The sequence below is a fragment of the Mesorhizobium sp. M0571 genome, from assembly GCF_040320985.1.
Classification (GTDB): domain Bacteria; phylum Pseudomonadota; class Alphaproteobacteria; order Rhizobiales; family Rhizobiaceae; genus Mesorhizobium.
Genome location: NZ_JAMYQT010000072.1, coordinates 1 through 20,745 on the forward strand (window position 1 = coordinate 1; position 20,745 = coordinate 20,745).

The 20,745-nt window shown below is 60.1% G+C and carries 20 protein-coding genes and 1 pseudogene; 13 read left to right on the plus strand and 8 right to left on the minus strand.

What is annotated here, in order from left to right:
• Nucleotides 1–165 precede the first annotated feature (165 nt).
• The 13 genes and pseudogenes from NKI85_RS34810 to NKI85_RS34870 all read left to right on the plus strand — a co-directional run bounded on the left by NKI85_RS34810 (nucleotide 166) and on the right by NKI85_RS34870 (nucleotide 15,952).
• Complete coding sequence (locus NKI85_RS34810; RefSeq protein ID WP_352780353.1) at nucleotides 166–795, plus strand: sigma-70 family RNA polymerase sigma factor; 630 nt, start codon at nucleotides 166–168, stop codon at nucleotides 793–795.
• Entirely contained in the window at nucleotides 792–1,346 is a 555-nt protein-coding gene (locus NKI85_RS34815) for a hypothetical protein (protein WP_352780354.1), read from the plus strand. The genes NKI85_RS34810 and NKI85_RS34815 overlap by 4 nt, the downstream gene beginning before the upstream one ends.
• Before the next feature lie 6 nt (nucleotides 1,347–1,352).
• Complete coding sequence (locus tag NKI85_RS34820) at nucleotides 1,353–4,448, plus strand: UvrD-helicase domain-containing protein (protein WP_352780355.1); 3,096 nt, start codon at nucleotides 1,353–1,355, stop codon at nucleotides 4,446–4,448.
• 356 nt (nucleotides 4,449–4,804) lie between these two features.
• Nucleotides 4,805–5,494 carry a multiubiquitin domain-containing protein gene (locus tag NKI85_RS34825; RefSeq protein WP_352780356.1) on the plus strand — a complete coding sequence of 230 codons (690 nt, stop codon included), beginning with the start codon at nucleotides 4,805–4,807 and terminating at the stop codon, nucleotides 5,492–5,494.
• Entirely contained in the window at nucleotides 5,494–5,910 is a 417-nt protein-coding gene (locus NKI85_RS34830) for a hypothetical protein (RefSeq protein ID WP_352780357.1), read from the plus strand. Before NKI85_RS34825 ends, NKI85_RS34830 begins: the two co-directional genes overlap by 1 nt.
• Nucleotides 5,907–7,346 (plus strand): HesA/MoeB/ThiF family protein, encoded by a 1,440-nt coding sequence (locus tag NKI85_RS34835; protein ID WP_352780358.1) that lies wholly within the window; start codon nucleotides 5,907–5,909, stop codon nucleotides 7,344–7,346. The genes NKI85_RS34830 and NKI85_RS34835 overlap by 4 nt, the downstream gene beginning before the upstream one ends.
• A 209-nt stretch (nucleotides 7,347–7,555) precedes the next feature.
• Entirely contained in the window at nucleotides 7,556–8,815 is a 1,260-nt protein-coding gene (locus NKI85_RS34840) for a metallophosphoesterase family protein (RefSeq protein ID WP_352780359.1), read from the plus strand.
• Nucleotides 8,812–12,282: an ATP-binding protein gene (locus NKI85_RS34845; RefSeq protein WP_352780360.1), complete on the plus strand. Its 3,471-nt coding sequence runs from the start codon at nucleotides 8,812–8,814 to the stop codon at nucleotides 12,280–12,282. The genes NKI85_RS34840 and NKI85_RS34845 overlap by 4 nt, the downstream gene beginning before the upstream one ends.
• Nucleotides 12,283–12,524: 242 nt before the next feature.
• Nucleotides 12,525–13,187, plus strand: coding sequence for a DUF6088 family protein (locus NKI85_RS34850; protein WP_352780361.1), 663 nt, complete (start codon nucleotides 12,525–12,527; stop codon nucleotides 13,185–13,187).
• Complete coding sequence (locus NKI85_RS34855; RefSeq protein ID WP_352780363.1) at nucleotides 13,184–14,236, plus strand: nucleotidyl transferase AbiEii/AbiGii toxin family protein; 1,053 nt, start codon at nucleotides 13,184–13,186, stop codon at nucleotides 14,234–14,236. The genes NKI85_RS34850 and NKI85_RS34855 overlap by 4 nt, the downstream gene beginning before the upstream one ends.
• A 305-nt stretch (nucleotides 14,237–14,541) precedes the next feature.
• Nucleotides 14,542–14,967, plus strand: coding sequence for a DUF309 domain-containing protein (locus tag NKI85_RS34860; RefSeq protein ID WP_352780365.1), 426 nt, complete (start codon nucleotides 14,542–14,544; stop codon nucleotides 14,965–14,967).
• Between the two features lie 172 nt (nucleotides 14,968–15,139).
• Nucleotides 15,140–15,284 (plus strand): annotated as a pseudogene (locus NKI85_RS34865) (IS630 family transposase); the annotation flags it as partial.
• Nucleotides 15,285–15,490: 206 nt separating this feature from the next.
• On the plus strand, nucleotides 15,491–15,952 hold the full coding sequence (locus NKI85_RS34870; protein WP_352456156.1) for a phasin: 462 nt from the start codon (nucleotides 15,491–15,493) through the stop codon (nucleotides 15,950–15,952).
• Between the two features lie 177 nt (nucleotides 15,953–16,129).
• Here NKI85_RS34870 and NKI85_RS34875 read toward each other — a convergent pair whose 3' ends face one another.
• From NKI85_RS34875 to NKI85_RS34910, 8 genes are all read right to left on the minus strand, one after another.
• Entirely contained in the window at nucleotides 16,130–16,387 is a 258-nt protein-coding gene (locus tag NKI85_RS34875) for a hypothetical protein (protein ID WP_352780366.1), read from the minus strand.
• A 382-nt stretch (nucleotides 16,388–16,769) separates the two neighbouring features.
• The gene (locus NKI85_RS34880) at nucleotides 16,770–16,925 is read right to left on the minus strand and encodes an IS3 family transposase (RefSeq protein ID WP_352456134.1); all 156 of its coding nucleotides are present in this window, start codon (nucleotides 16,923–16,925) and stop codon (nucleotides 16,770–16,772) included.
• The gene (locus NKI85_RS34885; RefSeq protein WP_352780367.1) at nucleotides 16,894–17,496 is read right to left on the minus strand and encodes an IS3 family transposase; all 603 of its coding nucleotides are present in this window, start codon (nucleotides 17,494–17,496) and stop codon (nucleotides 16,894–16,896) included. Before NKI85_RS34885 ends, NKI85_RS34880 begins: the two co-directional genes overlap by 32 nt.
• A gap of 168 nt (nucleotides 17,497–17,664) precedes the next feature.
• On the minus strand, nucleotides 17,665–17,817 hold the full coding sequence (locus NKI85_RS34890; protein WP_352530573.1) for a hypothetical protein: 153 nt from the start codon (nucleotides 17,815–17,817) through the stop codon (nucleotides 17,665–17,667).
• On the minus strand, nucleotides 17,780–17,905 hold the full coding sequence (locus NKI85_RS34895) for a hypothetical protein (protein WP_352530575.1): 126 nt from the start codon (nucleotides 17,903–17,905) through the stop codon (nucleotides 17,780–17,782). The genes NKI85_RS34890 and NKI85_RS34895 overlap by 38 nt, the downstream gene beginning before the upstream one ends.
• A 1,211-nt stretch (nucleotides 17,906–19,116) precedes the next feature.
• The gene (locus NKI85_RS34900; RefSeq protein WP_352780368.1) at nucleotides 19,117–19,443 is read right to left on the minus strand and encodes an RES family NAD+ phosphorylase; all 327 of its coding nucleotides are present in this window, start codon (nucleotides 19,441–19,443) and stop codon (nucleotides 19,117–19,119) included.
• On the minus strand, nucleotides 19,413–19,604 hold the full coding sequence (locus tag NKI85_RS34905) for an RES domain-containing protein (RefSeq protein WP_352780370.1): 192 nt from the start codon (nucleotides 19,602–19,604) through the stop codon (nucleotides 19,413–19,415). The genes NKI85_RS34900 and NKI85_RS34905 overlap by 31 nt, the downstream gene beginning before the upstream one ends.
• Before the next feature lie 104 nt (nucleotides 19,605–19,708).
• Nucleotides 19,709–20,431: an antitoxin Xre/MbcA/ParS-like domain-containing protein gene (locus NKI85_RS34910; RefSeq protein ID WP_352780369.1), complete on the minus strand. Its 723-nt coding sequence runs from the start codon at nucleotides 20,429–20,431 to the stop codon at nucleotides 19,709–19,711.
• Nucleotides 20,432–20,745: the final 314 nt, after the last annotated feature.

The window sequence follows — 20,745 nt, forward strand, 5'->3', positions numbered from 1 at the left end:
GATCTCGGCGGGAAAGCGGTGGCGTTTGTAGCTGATGAGCGCGTCATTCATGGACCGGCGTCTACCCCAGCGACTCCTCACAAGAAGTTACCGTGACATCGCCGCACGACATACTATCGACGTCCGGAACTCGAGGCAGAAATCCATCGGGCTCTGCTTCGCCCTATGCAGGAGCTGGTGTCTGGCTCTACACCTGCCTCAGACGAATGCCTGCTCTATTTCCTTCGCAACTTCCAGCCAAATGGCGGTCACAGTCCTGCGTACGAAGCCATCCTGCTGGAGTTTCTCAAAAGGGTGGATCAGCGAGCCATCAAGCGGACAGGGGGAATCCCCTCGGAACGACGCACGGAAATACGGGGCGATCTGCGGGTGTGGTTCATTGATAAGATCGCAAATCAGAATGACCTGCTCGACGTCTTTGAATTTGCCTTCAACCGCGCCATCAAGGGCAAGATTATCGACGCTATACGCCGCTATCAGGCCCGTGATGCAACCGAGATTCCAGCGTCGGCATTCAGTTCAGATGACGATGACGGAGATGACGACGGCAGCGAGGCGATTGGCGCGCGGTCGAACCTCCATCGGCGCACACACGCTGAGACAATGCTGGAACTACATGACGCACTCGAGCAGCTTTCGGACAAAGAACGTCGCGCCCTTTTGGCAACGGAGTACCTTAAGGTTGACCAGAAGGAGGCCGGTAGAATGCTTGGCGTTTCCGCTCGTCGAATACGACAGCTTCTGGAGAGTGCCTACGACAAGCTTGAGACGATGAAGAAGGGAGCTGAAGAGTGAGCCAGCCCGCCCCCGACCTCTCCGAACTATTGACTGAACTCGCTGCGACTACCGATGTGTCTGCCGAGGCAGTCGCCCAGGCGGTCAAAGCCTATCCAGCGCATCGCGAAGAAATCCTTCGCTTCGCCATAGAATGGCATGCCGGCGTTGAGAGCGACGACTCTGATGTTCCGCCGCTGCCAGCCCCTGATCTCTCTGTTTTTGGCTTGGAGCCAATCATCGATCCATTTGCCGGCAAGACCGGTGCCGAACTCAATGCAGCGGCCGCCGCGTGTGACATTCCGATTTCGATCCTGATCAAGCTCGAGCAACGATCGATCGACGTAGGCACAATCCCTCTGCTTTTGGTGCGCCGTCTCTCGATCTTTCTGGGCACTCAACTCAATAGCCTGCTTGGCTTCTTGTCTCTCGACCCGACGTTGTCCACGTCGGCGAGCTATCGATCGGACAAGTCGCCGGAGGTGGCGCCAAGAGTGTCTTTCGGCTCGGTCATCCGGTCGACGAAAATGGATGAGGGTCAACGTGCTCGCTGGCTGGCTCTCATCGAGTAACGCGGCATGGAAAACTTCAGCCTTATCCGCCTAGCCGCGAATGAACTAAGGGAAGCAATTGATCACGGCATGGCCGAATTGCAGGCTGGCGCGGTCGTCGAACGTGCGCTGGCCAAGCGGGCGCTGAAGCTTGAAGAGCTGCCTGCCGGAGATGCGACGCTCGCAGGATGTCTCGGTGTCTTCTTTCGGAAGTACAGTCACGTGTTTGTTCAAGAGGATCTCGAGCCTTCCACGAAGCTTGAGGTAATCGCTCATGAAATCGGACATGAAGTCGTTCACGATGGCGACGTGGCTATGGTCCGCAAGGACTACGGCTCACCCGGGCCGGGCGATCCGGTATTGCGGGTAGAAGCCTATGGTGTGAAGGAGCGTCGCGAGGCCCAGGCGAATGTTTTTGCCCGTGAGCTCCTGCTGCCGAGGGCACTCGCCCGCCGGCTCTTCTTGGGCGGAATGCGCGCCAGGGCAATCGCCGAACAAACTGGGCTCAATCTTGCGCTCGTGTTTCAGCAGCTGACCGATGCACTGCTCCTGCCCGAACCACGTCCACCCGCGCCCGCACGTCCTGACAAGTTCAAGAACCTCGATGACTCGCAGAAGTATGCTGCCGGCTTCCGCGGTAAAGCTCTATTGCTCGAGGCCGGACCAGGCACCGGCAAGACCCGAACTCTGGTCGAAAGGATCGTTCAGCTCATCCAGAGCACGGAAGCGGCGCCTTCGGAGATTCTGGCGCTGACCTTCTCGAACAAGGCCGCTGGGGAACTCCTCGATCGCGTTGGCAAGGCAGTGGGGAGCCCTGCAGCTAACATTTGGACCAGTACCTTCCATGCTTTTGGTCTTGAGCTGCTGCGCAAGCACCATATTTTGTTCGATCTCTCGCAGGATCCGCCTCTTGTCGACGGCAGCCGCGCCATCGACATGCTCGAAGAGGCATTGCCGGCACTCCCCATCGTCCATCACCAGAACCTGTTTGAGCCGGCGCTCGCCCTCAGGGAAATCCTCAAGGCCATCTATCGCGCAAAGGACGAGCTGGTCGGCTGGCAGGCCTACACCGATCTGGCTGAAGCCATGGCTCGGCGCGCCGACCAAAAGGATGAGCCGGCGGTGATTGCAGCGGCAAAAGCCAAGGAAGTGGCGCTAGTCTACCGTCACTACCAGGAGCGCCTTCAAGAGCTCAAACAGGTCGACTATGGCGACCTCATCATGATGCCGGCACTGCGCTTGCGGGATGACGCTGACTTTCGCGCGAAGCTTCAGGCCCAGCATCGATGGATCCACGTCGACGAATATCAGGACATAAACCGGGCCAGTGCGGTTCTGATCAAGGGGTTGGCCGGTGACGGCCGGCAGCTATGGGTCGTCGGCGATGCGCGGCAGTCGATCTATCGGTTCCGTGGCGCCTCCGTCCGCAACATGGCGCGGTTCGGTGAGGACTATCCCGACCACGAGAAGGCGCCGCTCAGGGTCAACTACCGATCGACAACGCGGATCATCGACACCTTCACCGGCTTCAGCCGGACCATGAAGGTCTCCGACTTTTCGTTGCCGCTCAACCTGGATCCCGACCAGGAGGAACTTGGCGAAACGCCCTCGCTCAGCGTCGCCAGCGACGTCGACGATGAATACTCTCGCCTCGCCGCCAGCATCCGGGAACTCGAGAAGGCCGGCAAGCCGCTCCGGACCCAGGCTGTGCTGGCGCGCAGCAACGGAACGCTTGCCCGCGTAGGAGAGGAACTCGAGGCTCGCAACATCCCTGTGCTCTATCTCGGGCCGCTATTCGATCGTCCGGAAGTCCGCGACCTACTGTCTCTTCTGTCCCTCTTGGCCAGCTCAGGCTCGACGCTCATGCGAGTTGCCGGTTTCCAGCAGTACAGCGTCAGCACATCGGACGTCGTCAAAGTTCTGTCGGCTGCGAAAGCCCTCGAGATCCGAACGATAGCGATGCTGGCGAGACTGGAGGAAGTCGTCGGTTTATCGGCCCAGGGACGCGCTGGGCTAGCCTTGATTGCAACGCATCTCTCGGGCCTTACGGAAGGAAGCACGCCTTGGTTCGTGCTCATGGAATACCTGTTTGAGCGCAGCAACTATGTCGTGGGTCTGCTTCAGGGCAATACGCCCTCGGCCGATATGCGCCGTGTGGCCGTACGACAACTGGTAGAGGCTCTTCGCTCGATGCCCAAAGGGGGGGCGGGTCGCCGGTCGCCGATCGCCCGGGGGCTGGCGCGCATTCGTCACATGGTTCTGCTCGCCGACGAGCGAGAGTTGCGCCGTCTGCCCGACGAGCTTTCGGACGTCGATGGCGTCCACCTCCTTACCGTGCATGCGAGCAAAGGTCTCGAATTCGAGGCCGTGCATCTGCCGGGCCTCAAGAAGGGCGCTTTCCCCGCACCCAATCGCGCGGACAGGTGTCCGCCACCTGACGGTCTCGTCGTCAACCCGGTTGAGCCAGACGCGCATGAGGCTGAGGAAGAGTGCCTGTTCTTCGTCGCCATGTCTCGGGCACAGGCAATTCTCCGCTTCTATCGGCCGGCTAACAGCAACGGCAAGAACGCCAATCCCTCGACCTATCTCGAGAAACTGCACATTGGCCAGCTGACGACCGGGCAGATCGCGCGGCCGGTGCCCAAGCCGGACTTCACCCCACTCAACGAGCCTCCCGCCCCAACGCTAACCGCTCGCGACATAGAGGACTACGAACGGTGCCCTCGTCGCTTCTACTACGAACGCGTGGTGGGCATGCGCGGCGACGTGGTCGAGAGCACATATCGCGCGGCGCATCGATGCCTTCTGCAAGTGATCGAGGCCGCGAGAGAGTCATCGACGCCGCTGTCGGAAGACGCGATCAACGAAATTTTTCAAAACGCTTGGGCGGAAAGCGGCCTGGTCGATCACCTCTATGAGCAACCCTATCGCGACCTGACGCAAACCATGCTGTCCTCGTTGCGGCCTCTTTTGGCGCGCGGGTTAGGGAAACTAGCGCCGATCATTGTGCGCCTCGGCGCCACGGACATTGAAGTCCATGCCGACCAGGTGGAAGTCGGCTGTGCCGGCACTATCCTCCGGTCGATAAGGTCGGGGCGCCCCGTCGTCAACCGAGCCGGATAGGCTCGCGAACTCCCTGTTACTCAAGGCAGCCGAGCAGAGCCACGGCGCCGGGGCGACTGTTGAGTCCTACCATGTCGCCACGGGCGAGACGACATCCGTCGTCCAAACGCTGGCAAAACTCCGAAACAGAGTCGAGAACAGCACCGAGATCGCTGCCGCCATAGGTCGAGGCGAATTTCCACCCAAAAGCGATGACTGGCAGTGCCCGCGCTGCCGGTACTTTTTTATGTGCCCGGCCCCGGCCGAGCCCATCACCTAAAAAATCCGCACGGGCATTTCCGCTTTCCCGCCTCTGCAACGATCAACCCCACAGAAGCCGCGGCAAAGTGCCGGTCGGCAGTTAGATGGGTGATCATATGTCCCTTCAGGACGCCAGCCAGGACGCCGATCAGCGCGATCGCTTTGCCTACCTTGTCAATTCCGTTCCCAGCCGTTCCCGCGACCGCCAGATCGAAGGCCGCGAGATACTCGAAAAGTCCGGCTATCTGCCGGCCGACCAGCATATCCTGATCCAGATCCTGGATCGGGGGACCAAGTCGATCGGCCTCAACGAAAAGGTGGATCTGCGCGACGAAGGTATCGAGCAGTTCCGCGCTTTTGCGGGAGACCGTGTCTATGCCTTCACGGTCGACCTGCGCGGGTACGAGTGGGGTGCTGCCACCATCGCCGAAGCCGAGCTGCGGGGCTATGCCGGTCTCACTGAAGATCAGATTTTCACGCTCGATCGCACGGATACTTCTGACAAGCTGATCGAGGACGGTAGCGATATCGACCTCGACGACCGTGGTGCCGAGCGTTTGAAAGTCGTTGCCCGTCCGATGGTGACTGTAAAGCTCAACACTAAGCCGGTCACTCTGCGTTTCGGCTGGCATACCGGTGCCGAGATCAAGGCGGCCGCCATTGCCCAGGGTGTCGATATTCGCCTGGACTTCACCCTCGACGAGGAGAAGCCCAACGGCGACACCCAGGTGATCGGTGACGATGATTCGACCTTCATCTCGGGCGGCGAAGTCTTCGGCGCTGTCGATCATCACGAGGACAGCTAATGGCTAGCCTCAAGGCAGGTGTTGCGAAGGCCATCGAAGGCCTTCGCAACCACTTTCCAGACAAAAGTATCGAGGTCTGCGCCACCGTAGATGGAGCAGCCTTCGTCATCGTCGAGGATGTTCCTCTCGGTCCGCCCTATCAGCAGGATAGCACCTGGGTTGGTTTCTTCCTGTCGACAGCTTGCCCCGACGACGACACCTACCCGTTCTACGTGCGGGGCGACCTCACACGTCTCGACAAGGCTATGCTCAAGAATCCCTTGCATCCCGGCAAAGCGTTCCCGGATGCCGAGTCCACCATGCCCAAGCGCACAAGTGTCATGGTGTCGAGGCGTCAGCGCAACCAGTCGTGCTGGTCTTACGAACCACCGCTCCTCAAGCTCCTCACGGTGATCAAATGGATGTTGCAGCAATGAGCCATACCTGCCAGCTGCGGATGACGCAGGAAATGTACGACGAGCTTGTCGCCCACCTTTTTCCTGGCGACGGCGATGAGCATGGCGCCGTGATCCATGCCGGCCTGCTCGAAACCAAGGACGGACCCGTGCTGACCGCACGTGACTTGATCTTGGCCGTCGAGGGGCGCGATTGGGTGCCGGGTACGCGCGGCTATCGCAAGCTGCTTGCGCCCTTTATATCCAAGCAGGTGCGGCGCTGCCGGGACGAGCGTTTGGTCTATCTCGCCGTCCACAACCATCTCGGCACGGATCGGGTCGCCTTCTCCGATGTTGACATCGAGTCCCACGAGCGCGGTTTCCCGGCGCTACTCGATCTCATCGACGGGATGCCCGTCGGGTCTTTGGTATTTGCACAGAACGCTGTCGCCGGCGATATCTGGCTTCCCGGTAAGAGCCGCCTCCGGATCGACCGGATGATCGTTGTAGGTTCCTGCCGTACCGAGTTGCGTCCGGCACCATCGTCGCGGGAAAAGCGCTTTGATCTCCGTTTTGACCGCCAGGTCCGCATGTTCGGCGCGTCCGGTCAGGCCATCCTCGCCCGATCTAAGGTGGCGATCATTGGCTTAGGCGGGGTAGGCTCCATTCTCGCCGAGCTGCTGGGCCGGCTCGGGGTCGGCTCATTCGTTCTCGTCGATCCCGACCGGGTCCAGCCGAGCAACTTACCTCGTCTCGTTCACGCGACCGGTTGGGACGCTATGACCTGGCTGGTTGCGCCCGGGCGCCCCGAGTGGATGCGTAAGCTTGGGTCATCTCTTGCAACGCGCAAAATCGACCTCGCGCGCCGTGTCATTTCCCGAGCCAACCGCAAGGCTACGATCGATCTCCACTTCACCAGTATGGAGGAAAAGGCGGTGGTCGAGGCGCTCAAGACTTGTGACTACGTCTTTCTTGCCGCCGACGGGCACCGGGCACGACGCCTCTTCAACGCGGTGGTTCACCAGTACCTCGTTCCAGGTGTGCAGCTGGGCACGCGCATCCAGACCAACGACGAGACTGGGGAGGTGGTCAACATCCACACCAGCGCGCGTCTCGTCACGCCGGTATGCGGCTGCCTGCTTTGCAATCAGGCGATCAGCCCGCAGCGATTGCGCGACGAGAGCATGAGCGGCCAGATGCGTCAGGCGCAGCGCTATGTCGATGGCGATGACTCCTCGGCACCGAGCGTCATTACGCTGAATGCCCTCAGCGCTTCGCAGGCCGCAAACGACTTCTTGTTCTACATGACTGGTCTCACCAGGGCCGAGGCGTTCCAGGGCAACGTCCAACAGCACCCGCTGGATCGGCGGGTGAAGTTTGTTATGCCGCGGAAGGATGCCGACTGCGCCGATTGCGGCAAAGAAAAGCAGAGCCGGCTGTCGCGTGGCGATGGAGCGTCGTTACCCCTTGTCGACTGAGGCGGGGGTGCCCCCGCTTGTTTGGTTAGATGCCAAGCTGCGGGGTTTTGACAACTGCCCCCTCCAACGCGATAAGAGCCAGCAAACATGTCGGCAGAGCCGATCGGTGAAAGGCAGCGCAAGCTCAGGACAGCCAACACCACCTGTTGTGAAATCATCTATCGAACCGCGCTCGAACACCCCCTATGTTCGCCGGCGGAGACCGCCCAATGGCATTTCGATTCGTACATACCGCCGATATTCACCTTGACTCGCCGCTGCGTTCGCTGGCGATGCGAAACCCCGACCTTGCCGAACTTGTCGGAGACGCCAGCCGTCAGGCTTTTGTCTCGATCGTGGATCTCTGCCTTGCGGAACGTGTCGATGCCTTGGTCATTGCCGGCGATCTCTACGATGGCGATCAGACGTCGATGAAAACGGCGCGGTTTCTGGCGTCACAGATGACACGACTTCATCAGGCCAGCATCAAGGTTTTCAAGATCCGTGGCAATCATGACGCCATGTCGCGGATATCGAAGCAGCTGGTGTTCCCGGACACGGTCACGATCTTCGGCGGCCGTCCCCAGTCAGTGCTGCAGACAGCCGGCGGGCTCGACATTGCGTTCCATGGCTTGAGCTTTGCTAGCCCCAAGGCGCCGGACAGCCTGCTCCCCAAGTATTCAGCTCCGCGTGAAGGTGCGGTCAATGTTGGCATCATGCATACCAGCCTGGCCGGATCGCCCGGCCACGACATCTATGCCCCCTGCAGCGTCGCTGACCTGCACAGCCATGGCTTCGACTACTGGGCGCTTGGGCACATCCATGTCCGCCAAGTCCACGCCGGGGCGAGCACCGTGGTGATGCCAGGAATTCCGCAGGGCAGGGACATCAACGAGGCCGGCGAGAAATCCGTCACCCTGGTGACGATACGAGACGACCGCACCGTCGAGATCGAGGAAAGACTAACCAGTATCGTGCAATTCGAGCGGGTGAGCGTCGACGTGAGCGAAACGGTGGAATGGTCCGAAGTCGTAGGACGAGTCCGCCCCGCGCTCGAACATGCGCGCGCCTCCGTCAGGTCCCGTCATGCTGTGGTCCGTCTCGGCCTGACCGGGGCGTCACCTTTATCCTGGGCGCTGATCCGTGATCGCGACCTGCTGCTCGCAGAAGCTGAGCAAGTCGCGGAACACACCGGGGACACCTGGGTGGAGAAGCTCGAGCTTGACGTCTCTCCATCCGCGGGCGAAACATCGGAGGGCGTCGCTGATCCGATTTTCGAACTCGCTCAATCCATGCGCGCCGATGCCAGCTCGGAAGCTTTCCGTGCCGAGGCGAGGGCGTTAGTCCAGAAGATCATCGCGGATCTTCCGCCTGACGGGCGCGATTTCGCCGGTAAGGACGAGGCTGAGTTGGAGTTGTTTCTCGACAGGGTGCTTGCCAACGGCGCCGACCTGGTCACCTCCCGCCTTAAGGCTGGTGGGTCACAATGAGGCTCCGGCGACTTGATCTCATTCGCTATGGCAAGTTCACCGACAGGACGATCGACTTCGGGTCGAAACCGGAATCCGGTCCCGACCTGCATATTGTCTTCGGCCTGAACGAGGCCGGCAAGTCGACCGCGCTTTCTGGCTATCTCGACCTGCTGTTTGGAATCGAGGAACGCAGCCGCTACAATTTCCTGCATGAGTACAGCGCGATGCGCATCGGCGGGGTGCTGGAACTCGGCGGCGCGGAGCACACGTTCACACGCACGAAGCAGCGCACCAGCTCATTGTTGAACGCGACTGGCCAACCGGTCAGCGAAATGGCGATATCAGCAGATCTCGCGGGGTTGTCTCGAGACGCATACGAGACCATGTTTTCGTTGGACGACGAAACGCTGGAAGCAGGTGGAAAATCAATCCTGGAATCGCGTGGCGACCTGGGCAAGCTGCTGTTTACGGCCAGCGCCGGCCTCGGGCACGCAAGTGATACATTGAGCGTACTCGAGGCCGAAGCGGACAGGCTCTATCGCAAGCAGGCACACGGAACCGAGCTTGCGCTGCTCAAGAAGCGGCTTGCGGAACTGAAGGCCGGTAAGGACACGATCGACACCTTGGCGTCGACTTATGAGAGCCTTGAAGCCGAGCGTCTCGACGCGACAGAAAAATACGACCGCAGCATCGCCGAACGGTCGGTGCTGTCGGCTCGGCTCGATACCATCGCGAAGTATCTTCGCGCGATCCCGATCCTTGCCGATATCCGACGTAAGGAAGCCCAACTGGCCGACTTGCCTGAGATCGCATCACCGTCACGGACCTGGACGGGCAGTGTCGCCGACATGATCGAGACCGATGCCAGTCTGAGAACGCGGCTGTCCGCGAGCGTGGACGAGCTCGAGCGGGTTACGACGAAAATCGGCTCGGTCGATGTGGATGCGGTGATCCTTGCGATTTCCGAACGGGTTCGTGGCCTGGCTGACCGCAAGGTGCGCCACGTCTCAGCCGGCCTGGACTTGCCAAGTCGCAGGATGGAGCTGCAAATCCTCGACAATGCAGTGGCAAGTTGCCTTGCCGCCCTTGGAAGGCCCTCCGAGCCGGACCCTGCCAAACTGCTTTTGCCTGCTGCAACCATTGGTGCCGTTCGCACCATGGTCGAGCAGCGATCCGGGATCGTTACCAGCGTGCGCGTCGCGCGCGACGAGGCCGCGGCAGCCGCTGATACGCTTCAGGCGGCACGCGAGCGGGTCGGCGAAGAACGGGCCGTGCCCGAGCCCGCCAGGGCAAGGCTGGTCTCGGCATTGTCGACGGCAAAGGCAAGTGGCCACCTAAGGGAAATAAAGGCTACACGCGAGGCCGTGGATGCCGGCGCAATTCGATGGGAGGCCGCGATCGCGCGCTTGCATCCCTGGTCGGGAGATGCTCAGGCATTGGCTAGGGTCGCCATTCCGAATGCTGGACAGCTTGGCGTATGGAAAGCGATTGCAGCCGAGCTCGGGAAGAGCAGGGGCGTCGTTTCCGAGCGTCTTGCCGAGCACCAAGGCAATCACGACTTGCTTTCGGTGCGGCTGGATGCCCTTCGCGCCTCGGTCGATGTCACCGACGATGAAGCCGCCGCCGTCATTCGTCGCGCCCGGGACGAGGCCTGGGCACGGCATCGCGATGACCTCACTGGGGACACGGCGGACGATTTCGCGGCAGCACTGGCTCGAGATGACAGTGTCGGAGCAGGCCGTCTGGCCAACGCGCGTGAGCTCGTTGAGATTCGCACGGCAAGCCGCAGCCTCGCTGAAACCGCTGCCGCCATCGCGCATGCGCGCGACCAACTTGCACGCAACAGCTCGGACCGGGAGGCCGTACACTCGGAAATTCGCGCAGCGGCAAGAGAGCTATTCGGAGAGTGCCTGGAAATTTCCTCCGAACGGCTGATTGAGCTGATCGAGAATCGCATTGCTGCCCGGATCGAAGCGCTCGCGGCCTGGGATGAGATCGAGCTTGCCCTCAAGAAAGCCGAGCGGGCGGTTGATGAGAGAGACCAAATACGCCTGGAGCTGAGCGGGGCTCTGGGGAGTGTCGGCATCGGTTCAGATCCCGCCGACAGCCTTGAGACGGTCATGGCCGTGGCAGAGTTGTTCCTGGACAGGCAATTCAGTGTTGACGCCGAGCGTACCGAGGCACTCAAAACGGTTAGCACACGGCAAGAGGATCTGGCCGCCAGGCGGCGAGCCGTCGACGTGGCAGAGCGACGTGAGGACGAATGGCTGGCCGGCGTTGCCGAAGCGCTCAAGGGCACCTGGCTCGAGAGAGGCATATCGGCGGCCGGCGTCGGCAGCGTCCTCGATCAATTGGCTGAACTGTCCAAGAGTCGTCAAGACCGGGACGCCATGCAGCTCCGCATCGAAAAGATGGAGGCGGACAGAGACAGTTTCCTGGTTGAGGTTACCGCCGTTGCAGCCGAGGCGGGCGAGGTGGCGGACAACGAAGAACCGGAACAGCTAGCGATCCGGCTTGCCGAGCGCCTGGAGCGCGCCGAACGCACGCGCGAGGCGAAGGCAAATCTCGTCAATGACCTGCAGCGCCTGCAGGAAGCGCGTGAGATCCTCGATGGCGAGATTTCGGCACATGAGCGTCGCAAAAACGAGGTCCTGAGGGTCTTTGGCGTGGCCACGCTATCCGAAGTCGCGCAACGCGACGAACTGCTGCGCGACAGGGATCGCCTGCGCACAACCGTGGCCGAACTTGAGGAGCAGATGTCGTCCGAGCTCGCGGTGGAAGGGTTCCAGCAGGCGCGTTCGATATTGGATGCTGTCGATCTCGACAGTCTTGCAATCGAGAAGGCTGAGGCCGAACAAAGGCTTCGCGCTTCTGACGAGGCGATACAGCAGCAGCTCATTCGTCAGACGCGCGCGACTGACAAGCTGGACGCCATTGGCGGGGACAGCGCTGTTGCCCGGATAGATGCCGAACGGCGCACCGTCCTTCTGGAAATAGAGGAAAAGGCCGTCCGTTATATCGAGCTGAAATTGGGAATAATGTCGGCTGGAAATGCTCTGCGTCTCTATCGCGAGCGTCACCGCTCCGGGATGATGGAGCGCGCATCGGACGCATTCGCTCTCATGACGCGCGGCCAGTACTCTGGCCTGACAACTCAACCTGTGAAGGGTGGGGAAGTGCTCATCGCGTTGCAGCGCGATGGGCAATCCAAGGTCGCCGATGCGTTGTCAAAGGGCGCGCGCTTTCAGCTCTATCTGGCCCTGAGGCTTGCGGGGTACTACGAGTTTGCGCAGTTTCGGCCCTCCGTGCCCTTCATCGCAGACGACATCATGGAAACCTTCGACCATGTCCGTTCCGAGGAGGTCTTCAGGTTGTTTGGCGAAATGGCAAGTGCCGGTCAGGTGATCTATCTTACGCATCACCAGCACCTATGTGAGATCGCCAAGGCTGTTGTGCCGGGCGTAGCGATACACGAACTTGGATAGTAATGGTGATTGTGTCGTAACCGCTCCACGTCGATGAGGGTGTTTTGCGCTATCAATCATTTGATGAGGACGTCGAGCTCGGCAGCTACTTGGATTGTTAGTAGCAAGTTAGCCAGGTTGCCGGTCCGAAATATGTGGACATTTTTCGGACACTCGGAGGTTGAAATTTGTCCGAAATAGGTATACATATTTCGGACATGAGAGAGACTCGGTCGGACCTGAAGGCTCTAATCCAAGATCGCATGGCGGCGAGTCCACCACGCACGGTCTGGACGCCCGCGGATTTTCTTGACCTCGGCAATCGCGATGCGGTGGACAAGGTGCTGCAGCGGATGGTCAAGGCCGCTGAGCTGCGGCGGATTGATCGCGGACTGTACGATCGACCGACATTCAACACCCTGACCCAGCAGAAAAGCCCACCAGACCCCCGGGGCGTCATTGACGCCGTGGCGCGGCGCGATCAGATCCGGGTCCTCGTCGATGGCATGACCGCAGCAAATGACCTCGGCCTGACTGACGCGGTGCCGGCCCGCATCGTCGTTCATGCCGATGCGCGGTTGCGGCCGATTCGCCTAGGCAACCTCCACATCACTTTCCGGCCCACGTCGGCCAGCAAACTCTATTGGGCGGGGCGCCCTGCAATGCGCGTCGTCCAGGCGCTGCATTGGATGCGCGATATGCTGGGTCAGGATGACGGGAACCAGAAACTGTTGCGGCGTCTGCGCCGACTGCTGAACGATCCCGACCAAGGTGAGCGCCTCCGCGCCGACCTGGCCGAAGGCCTGCCAACCCTTCCCGCCTGGATGCAGGTTCTGTTGAAGCCTTTGCTGAAGGACGCGGCAGAGATATCCCAAGGCCAGATCCCGCCGAGCGGGACTACGCCTCTGAGAATGCCCAGCCAATGAATTCTGCTTATGACCAAGTCCTGAGCGCCGACGCCGCGACAAGGGCGGGCCTGTTTACGACAACGGCTCAGCGTCTTAGCTCCACGCCGCAGAACATCGAAAAGGACTTCTGGGTGTGCTGGACCTTGGACGCGCTGTTCAACGGCATGCCCGACGACAGTCCACGGCTGCTATTCAAAGGCGGCACCTCCCTTTCCAAGGGGTTCGGCCTGATCAGCCGGTTTTCGGAAGACATCGACGTCACTGTGTTCCGCGATGATCTGGGGGAGGGGACATCGATCGCTGAACTTCAGAACCTCAGTCGAACCAAGCGCGAGGCGAAGCTGGATGCCATCAAGGACGCCTGTACGGCCTATATCCAAGGACCGATGGCGGAGGCCCTGACTGTATTGGTAGCCGCAGCCGCAGAGCGCACGGGACTGCCGCAAAAAGACTTTCAGGTACGAACTGACGACGATGACAGGCAGACCCTTCTGCTTTGGTATCCGACCGCGACGCCTGTTGAGGCGTATGTCCGTCCGGCGGTAAAGATCGAGTCAGGCGCGAAGTCGGCACTCGACCCAAACACGCAGCAGACCATTCAACCTTATGTCGATGAAGATGCGCCAGGTCTCGATCTGAGCGTTCCCAATGTCACTACGGTCGATCCAGAGCGGACCTTTTGGGATAAGGTCGTGATCCTTCATGGTCTGCGTCGCTGGTTTGAGCGTCGCGGTGAACTGCGTGGTGGCGGCCAACGGATCTCGCGACACTACTACGACATCCATCAGCTCATGGAGTCCGAAACCGGCCGCCGGGCGATCGTGAATATAGACCTTGGCGCCGACTGCGTGGCTCATGCTCGCATGTTTTTCAATCGGAAGGACTACGACCTTGCGACTGCGCAGCCGCCGACGTTCGCTCTGCTGCCACATGACGGAATGATTGACGCTTTGCGGCGAGACTATGTTGCCATGAGCGCCATGATCTTCGGACCCGTCCCGAATTTCGACTTGGTGATCGAGAGCGTCCAACGGTTGGAAACCCTGTTGAACGCGCCAGAAGGCTGACATCTTGCCTTCCGCGCGTTCGCCATTTGTGCTTCGAAAGTCGCATAAAATGGCAGTCTGGAATTGGGGGGAGATCTCCAGAAACCGGAACTCAGCCCCATTCACGGCCTCAGCTCTGACAGATGAAGCCTATGCCGTCAGCTCCATGTGACATGAATTGCCATCAACGCGCTTTCATGCTTGCTGGGCCGATGTCTCGTCCTCGCTTGCTGCCCGAAAAGAGTTTTCCCACCTATGCGTATCTGCCTGGCAAACATCCGCATCCGGTACGTCATCCCTTGGGCCATAGCTACCGAAACGAGCCCGTGACCATCGCCCTTGCGGAAGCACTAGGCTCGGATGTCTTTCGATGGGGAATCGACCTTTTCAACCACGGCTATTACTGGGAAGCCCATGAGGCTTGGGAGCCTCTTTGGCACGCTGCGAAACGAAGCACGCAGCACCGCCTGTTCTTCAAAGGACTGATCCTGCTGGCCGCAGCCGGGGTGAAAATCCGCGAGGGAAAGCGGGTCGCTGCCGTGCGCCATGCGACAAAAGCTGCCGCGCTTTTTCGTCAGGTGGTGACGATGCCGAGCCGGCTCTTTGAGACCGCACTCGGGATGACACCTGCCGCGCTTGCAGAATATGCCGAAGCGGCCGTAACTTCCCGGGTTGTTTTGCCAGAGCCAAAGCCTGACCAGCCTGAGCCCGTTTTCGATTTTATTCTCGCACCAAAATTCGAGAGTGTCTGATCGGGAAACCTTTGGTACCGTTCAACCCAGCTTCGCCCGTGGGAAGCAGGCGTTGATAGTAATCCTGGTTAAAAGCCGCTCACCACGGCACGCAGCGCCATAAAGCAACAAGCGCTGGGTCGGCTGCGGAGTCTTGACTTCAGACGAGGCATACCAAGCTTGAGATCCCGCATGGGCACCGCGAGGCGAGAGGATAAAAGCCAAGGCGCCGAACGACCATTGGAATCGTGACCTTCCTGGCGGCGCTGCGCCACGACCGTGTCGATGCACCATCGCTCATCGACGGACCGATCAACGGCGAGAGGTTCAAAAATCTATGACGACAAAGTTCTCGTCCCACCCTCAAGCCCGGCGACATTGTCGTCATGGATCATGCCTCGGCAGGCGAAAAGTTCAGCGGGTTAACACTGGGATAAAGAGGATGGTGCGTCGCACAAAAATATTGCAATGCACTACAAATGCCGTAACGTCAGTTTCGTAGATGAATGAGACGGCTTTTGTGAAGGGCCGCCCGCTGAAAAGGATGGAAACTATGGCCAAGACCGCTGACACCGTTGAAAATTCCGAATTCCCGACCTTCGACCCGTCGATGGCTACCGACCAGATCCGCGCTGTCGCCGAAAAGGGCCTCGAGCAGTCGAAAGAAGCCTATGCGAAATTTGCCTCAGGCACCGAGACGACCCAGAAGGCGCTGCAGTCGAGCCTCGAAACCTCCAAGACCGTCGGCAACGAGCTGTCGCTGAAGACAATTGCTGCTCTGCGCGCCAATGCCGAAGCCGGCTTCTCGCACCTCGAAGCCCTGGTTGCCGTGAGGGCGCCCTCCGAGTTCCTCGAGCTGCAGGCTGCCTTCTTGCGCAAGCAGGTCGAACTGACCGTAGAGCAGGCCAAGGAATTTCAGGCCGTGACGACCAAGGCTGCCGAGGATATATCCAAGCCAATCAAGGATGTCTTTGAAAAGGCGATGAAGGATCTCAAGGTCGCCTGATTGAGTCTAGGCGATCGGAGATACCCGCAAAACGACGCCCTTCTCCAGCCGCCTTTTTCTTTTGGGCTGACGGCTAGGTGTCCCTTAGGTCAGCTTTGGAAGGCGGGCCTCGGTTTTTGATCGCTGGTCGTCTAGCGACGCGTTCATCTCTGATGGCATCGATAATTTGCTCCAAGGCTATTCCGAGCTGACTTTGAGCGCGGACTGGCTCGCGCGGCGGAGCTTGCCGTCCAGGGCAACACCTATATGCGCGAGGTAGCCGAGAACGATCCGGAGCTTAAGCGCGCTATCGAGGCGGCAGAGCAGACCCGAGAGGGACCGGCAGAAGTGCAGGGCAAAACCCCTGCAAATGTCGATGCCGTGACCGAACAGCAGCGAGATCGTCGCCCCGAGGAGGCCGAGCGCCGGCCGGACGAACCGTCCGAGCAGGCTCACGAACTGGGTCGACCGTAGATGCTACAAATCGGCTGCAGGATAAGTTAAACAGCGACAAGGAGGCCGCACAACGCGGCAGCGAAACGACGCGGACTGATCCGGCGCAACAGCATATCCCTCGCCTCGAGGAGTTGGAGCGCGACGAACTATAAAGAAGGGAACGCGACCGCGACGACCGGGTCCGTTAGAGGACCACGTTCAATCGACAGGTTTACGTTTACCAGAGCAACGACCCGAAAGGTGACGAGGGGTTTGGCAAGCTATCTGTTTCGTTTTCTTCCTGGGCGCACTGCAGGTTGCTTAGGAAACGGTGTCTGGCTGGTACCAAAATTTCATGCAGTGGAGCAGCGAAATGGAGTGCGCCCCTGAAGGTGGACAGATATCAGGCTGCTGATTTGCCAGTCTGCCGGATGTGTTGATCCTCGAACTGCTGCGGGCTCAGATATCCGAGCGCCGAATGGAGCCTGCGTTTGTTGTAGACCTCCTCGATGAAGCGGGGAAGGTGATCAATGACGTCGTCGAAGGTTTCGAAGGCCATCGGGTAGACCGCCTCGACCTTCAGCGTCTTCACTGAAGCTCTCCGCCTTGGCGTTGTCGTAAGGATTGCCTCTGCGGCCCATCGAGCCCGTCAGGCCGTTTGTTTCCAGCGCTTCGCGGTAAATCTGCGCAGCGTATTGGGAGCCCCGATCGGAATGATGAATGCAGCCGGACGGCGGCTGGCGCCGTTCAATGGCCGCCTTCAACGCTGCCATCGTCAGCCGCGCATCGATCGATCGGCCACTGGCGTAGCCGGCGATCATGCGCGACCAGGCGTCGAGAATGACTGCGACGTAGACGAAGCGGGTCGGCAGCGCGACATAGGTTATGTCGGAGACCCAGAGCTGGTTCGGGCCGGTTGCAACGATGTCCCTGGCCAGGTTGGGGAAGATCGGGCCATCATGATCGCTGTCGGTGCTGGCCACGAAGCGCCGCCTGATCCTGGGCTGCAGATCATGCTCGTGCATCAGGCGCCGGATCTTCTTGTGGTTCACGACGAGGCCTTGCTGACGCAGCGCAGCGCCGACACGGCGATAACCGTAGAACTCGAACTCGTCGCTGATCGAGAACATTGCCTCGACCGATCGCGGTGTCGTCGGCCGCGTTCTCCAGGGGATCGTAGTAGGTGGAGCGCGCGATTCCCATCAACCGGCATCCTTCGGCAACGCTGATGCCGCAGGGCCGGTGATGACGGATGTAGTCCCGCTTCTCGGCCGCGGTGCGTTTCTCAGAGCCCCCTTTTAGAAACACAGTTCCAGAGCCTGCTTACCGACCAACCGTTCGAGCGCTGCGATCCGGGCTTCGTATTCCTGGATCAGGTCAGCGGCCTGCGCATCATCGTCGAACGCTCCTTGCTCATATTTGCGCACCCAGATGCGGATCAGGTTGCGCATTAGCCAAGCCGTGCAGCGTCTCGCCGGCGATGAACTCCTGCGCGACCTGGCGTTTGAACTCGATGCTGTGACTGCGGTGCTTTGCCATGGGTTCTCTCTCCGAAAACCCGGAAGGCTGGTCAATGCACACATCCCGATCTGTCCACCCTCAGGGGCGCACTCCAAAATGCCGGCTTTTTTGGCCGGCTTTTGGCCGTTCTGATAGTTGCGGGCCTGCGCCACTCAAGTCTTATGCAAGGATAAGAAAATGGCAGACGAACCGAACCGGAATCCGACTGCTGCTGAAATAGCCGGCATGCATTGGTGGAATTCACTTACCGAGACTGAGCGCGCGGACTGGCTGGCCCGGGCGGATTCGGCAGTGCCTGCCGAGGCTTGGGCAGCATATAAACGTCAAGGAACGCTCGATCTACAACCTCCTGGCGGGATCCACTAGAGCGGCTGACAGTCGCTCGCGGGAAGGTGGCCGGCGCCGTTTGGGGGGCGTTGGGGTAGATTTGCCTGTTAGGCGCCGGCCAGGCGGGATTGGGGTCTCCCGCCGCAGGAAGAAGCTAACAGAGGCAAGTGAAGTGGGTATGGCGTAATCGCGGAAGGTGGCCCGGAGCACGGCACCGGCCTCTCCGGAAATCGCTTGCTAGTAGCGCCAACCTTGCTTGAATTCGTCGATGAATCATCGCTCGACGTCGTCCTGCACCGAAGTGCTGCTTCGGAATTTCAAATGGCCCGGCGACTTCTGCTCAAGCCAAGAAAAGAAATCGGAAAATCTTGGATTCTCTGGCGGATGAGGAAGCCCGCGCTCTTCAGCCCATTTTGTGCAAAAGTAGCGAACACCCTGTTCTGCTTCATCCGTAGTCATGACGGGTGATCACCCAAAGGCAAGTGTTCTGTTCCGACCAAAAGCAAGGCGCCGACGACGCTGGTGCTTCCGAATGGCAGCGTGTGACAGCCATCCGCGTCGCCACGTCCCGCCGATCAATTTGAGACGGCAATTGAGAGCGACACCCGCCGAGCTTTACGGCCAAAGGAAAGTCGGCGGCCCATCTTTCAATGAGCATTGCCTGAACCCACCGACCTGCGGATTGCCAGTGGCCCCGCGATTCGCAGCTTTGCCGGAACAGAGGCGTGCCGTCTAGCAATGTAGGCGTGTACCGTTCCAGGTGCGGAAGTTTTCGAGACTTCTGCCTTAAACCCTCTCAGCCATTGCTCCAGATGTGATGTTTTCATGCCATCCTGCGTCACGCGCCAGCGCTCGCGTTGCGCAGCACGAGTGATCTAGGTTAGAGATAGCCCGACGGCTCCTTACGAAAGGTCGCCGCGGATAACCCGAACGTTCAGCTGCCTCAACGCCGGCACGAGTTCGGCATGCCGTTCGAGCGCCGTGGCCCGTCGGGCCTTGAGCCTGCCCTCAACGGCGCGGTCGTAGACCGCCACGCATTCCGCTCCGGTCAGCCGCGAATTGTAGAGGATCCCGTCAACTGCGAACCCGTTAAAGAGAGCCTGGCTCAGCTTCCGGCCTTCCTCCTGTTGTTTGGCACGTGCAGCGTCGGTGCTGATCCCAAGCCGCAGCAGGCCGGTGGTCCGGACGTCGATCACCGTCAGGGGCGACGTAGCAGAGACTTCGGACACGGCCCAGCCAGCGATTTCCGAGAGAGCAGCATGCGGTAAGATTTTCCCTCGAACCGGTCGCGAATAATCGTCTCGGCGATCGCCGTCGCCAGGTCGCGAGCAATGTAGAGGACCATGAAGGACCGGTCGGGGCTTGCGAAGCGCGATTGTCCGAACCCCATGCCCAATGGAGTAGCTGCGCACTCCTGTCGTATTGCCCGCAGGTAGTGTTGCGGCTGGAACCTGATTGCCAGGTCCGCGACGACTTCGGCGTCAAGCTCCACGATCAGCCGAAATCGAACTCGGCGTCAGCGACGACCTCATCGATGCGCCCAGCCTTGAGTCGGTCGAGCGGAGTTTCGCCGGTGTCGCTCACATGCTGCTGGGTCAGCCACAGCCATGTCGCACGAGGATTCCCGATGATCTTCGTGATCCGGGCCATGTCCTCAACAGGACGACCGTCGACGAATTGGGCGAGCGGAAATACGTGCTTCCGCTCGCCCTTGAGCAGTCCGATCACGGCTCCGCGCCTTTGCCAATCGTGCAGGGTCGAACGCTTCGTCCCGAATATCTTTTCGATCTCGCCGGGACCGGCGACAGGACCAGCCCAATCCTCAAGGCGTGTCGGCGTTGCATATTCAGCGAGGCGCAGCCGGCCCTCTTCAAGATCAAAGACCTTCCCGCGGCCTGCGCCCTGGCTGACCTCCACGGGCTTTTCGACCTCTACTGGAGCAAGTATCTTACTGGGTCGGGCGAGCTCCGTAACCACATTCTCCACTGCTCTCGCCAGTGCCTGTTCGTGCGCAGCGATCTGGCGCTGCTCGGCAGGGGACAGACGAGACGTAACCGCCGTCAGGGCGGCGACCGCCTTGCCGGCGGCTTTCAGAGCGGACTTGGATATTCCTGGATGGCGTCGCGATAACACATCGAGAATGTCAGCGACCGTCTCACGATCGACCTTTGCATCTGCGCGAACTGCCGAGTTGCGAGCGTTCATAACGACCACCATTGGCACCATACTTCTCGCCCTAGATAGTACGGATTGTCCGAAATGTCCAGATTGTAGTCTGGCAAATTTGCACCTGTTGCTGGTGATCTGGACCCATTCCGGACCTTCCTGACGCCGGATCGCTTTCCCGAAAGGCGGCGTCCACAGAACTAACGCTCATGACCCGAAAAGGACCTCTGACCATCGCATGGCGAATGACCGCTTCGCGCCTCATGCACGAACCCGCTTCGCGGGAGTGTCGCCTGGTTCTGAGATGGCGCGGTATTCATAGGCCTTGAGCGGGTAGAGCCCGCGATCCGACCATGGAGTTCCCT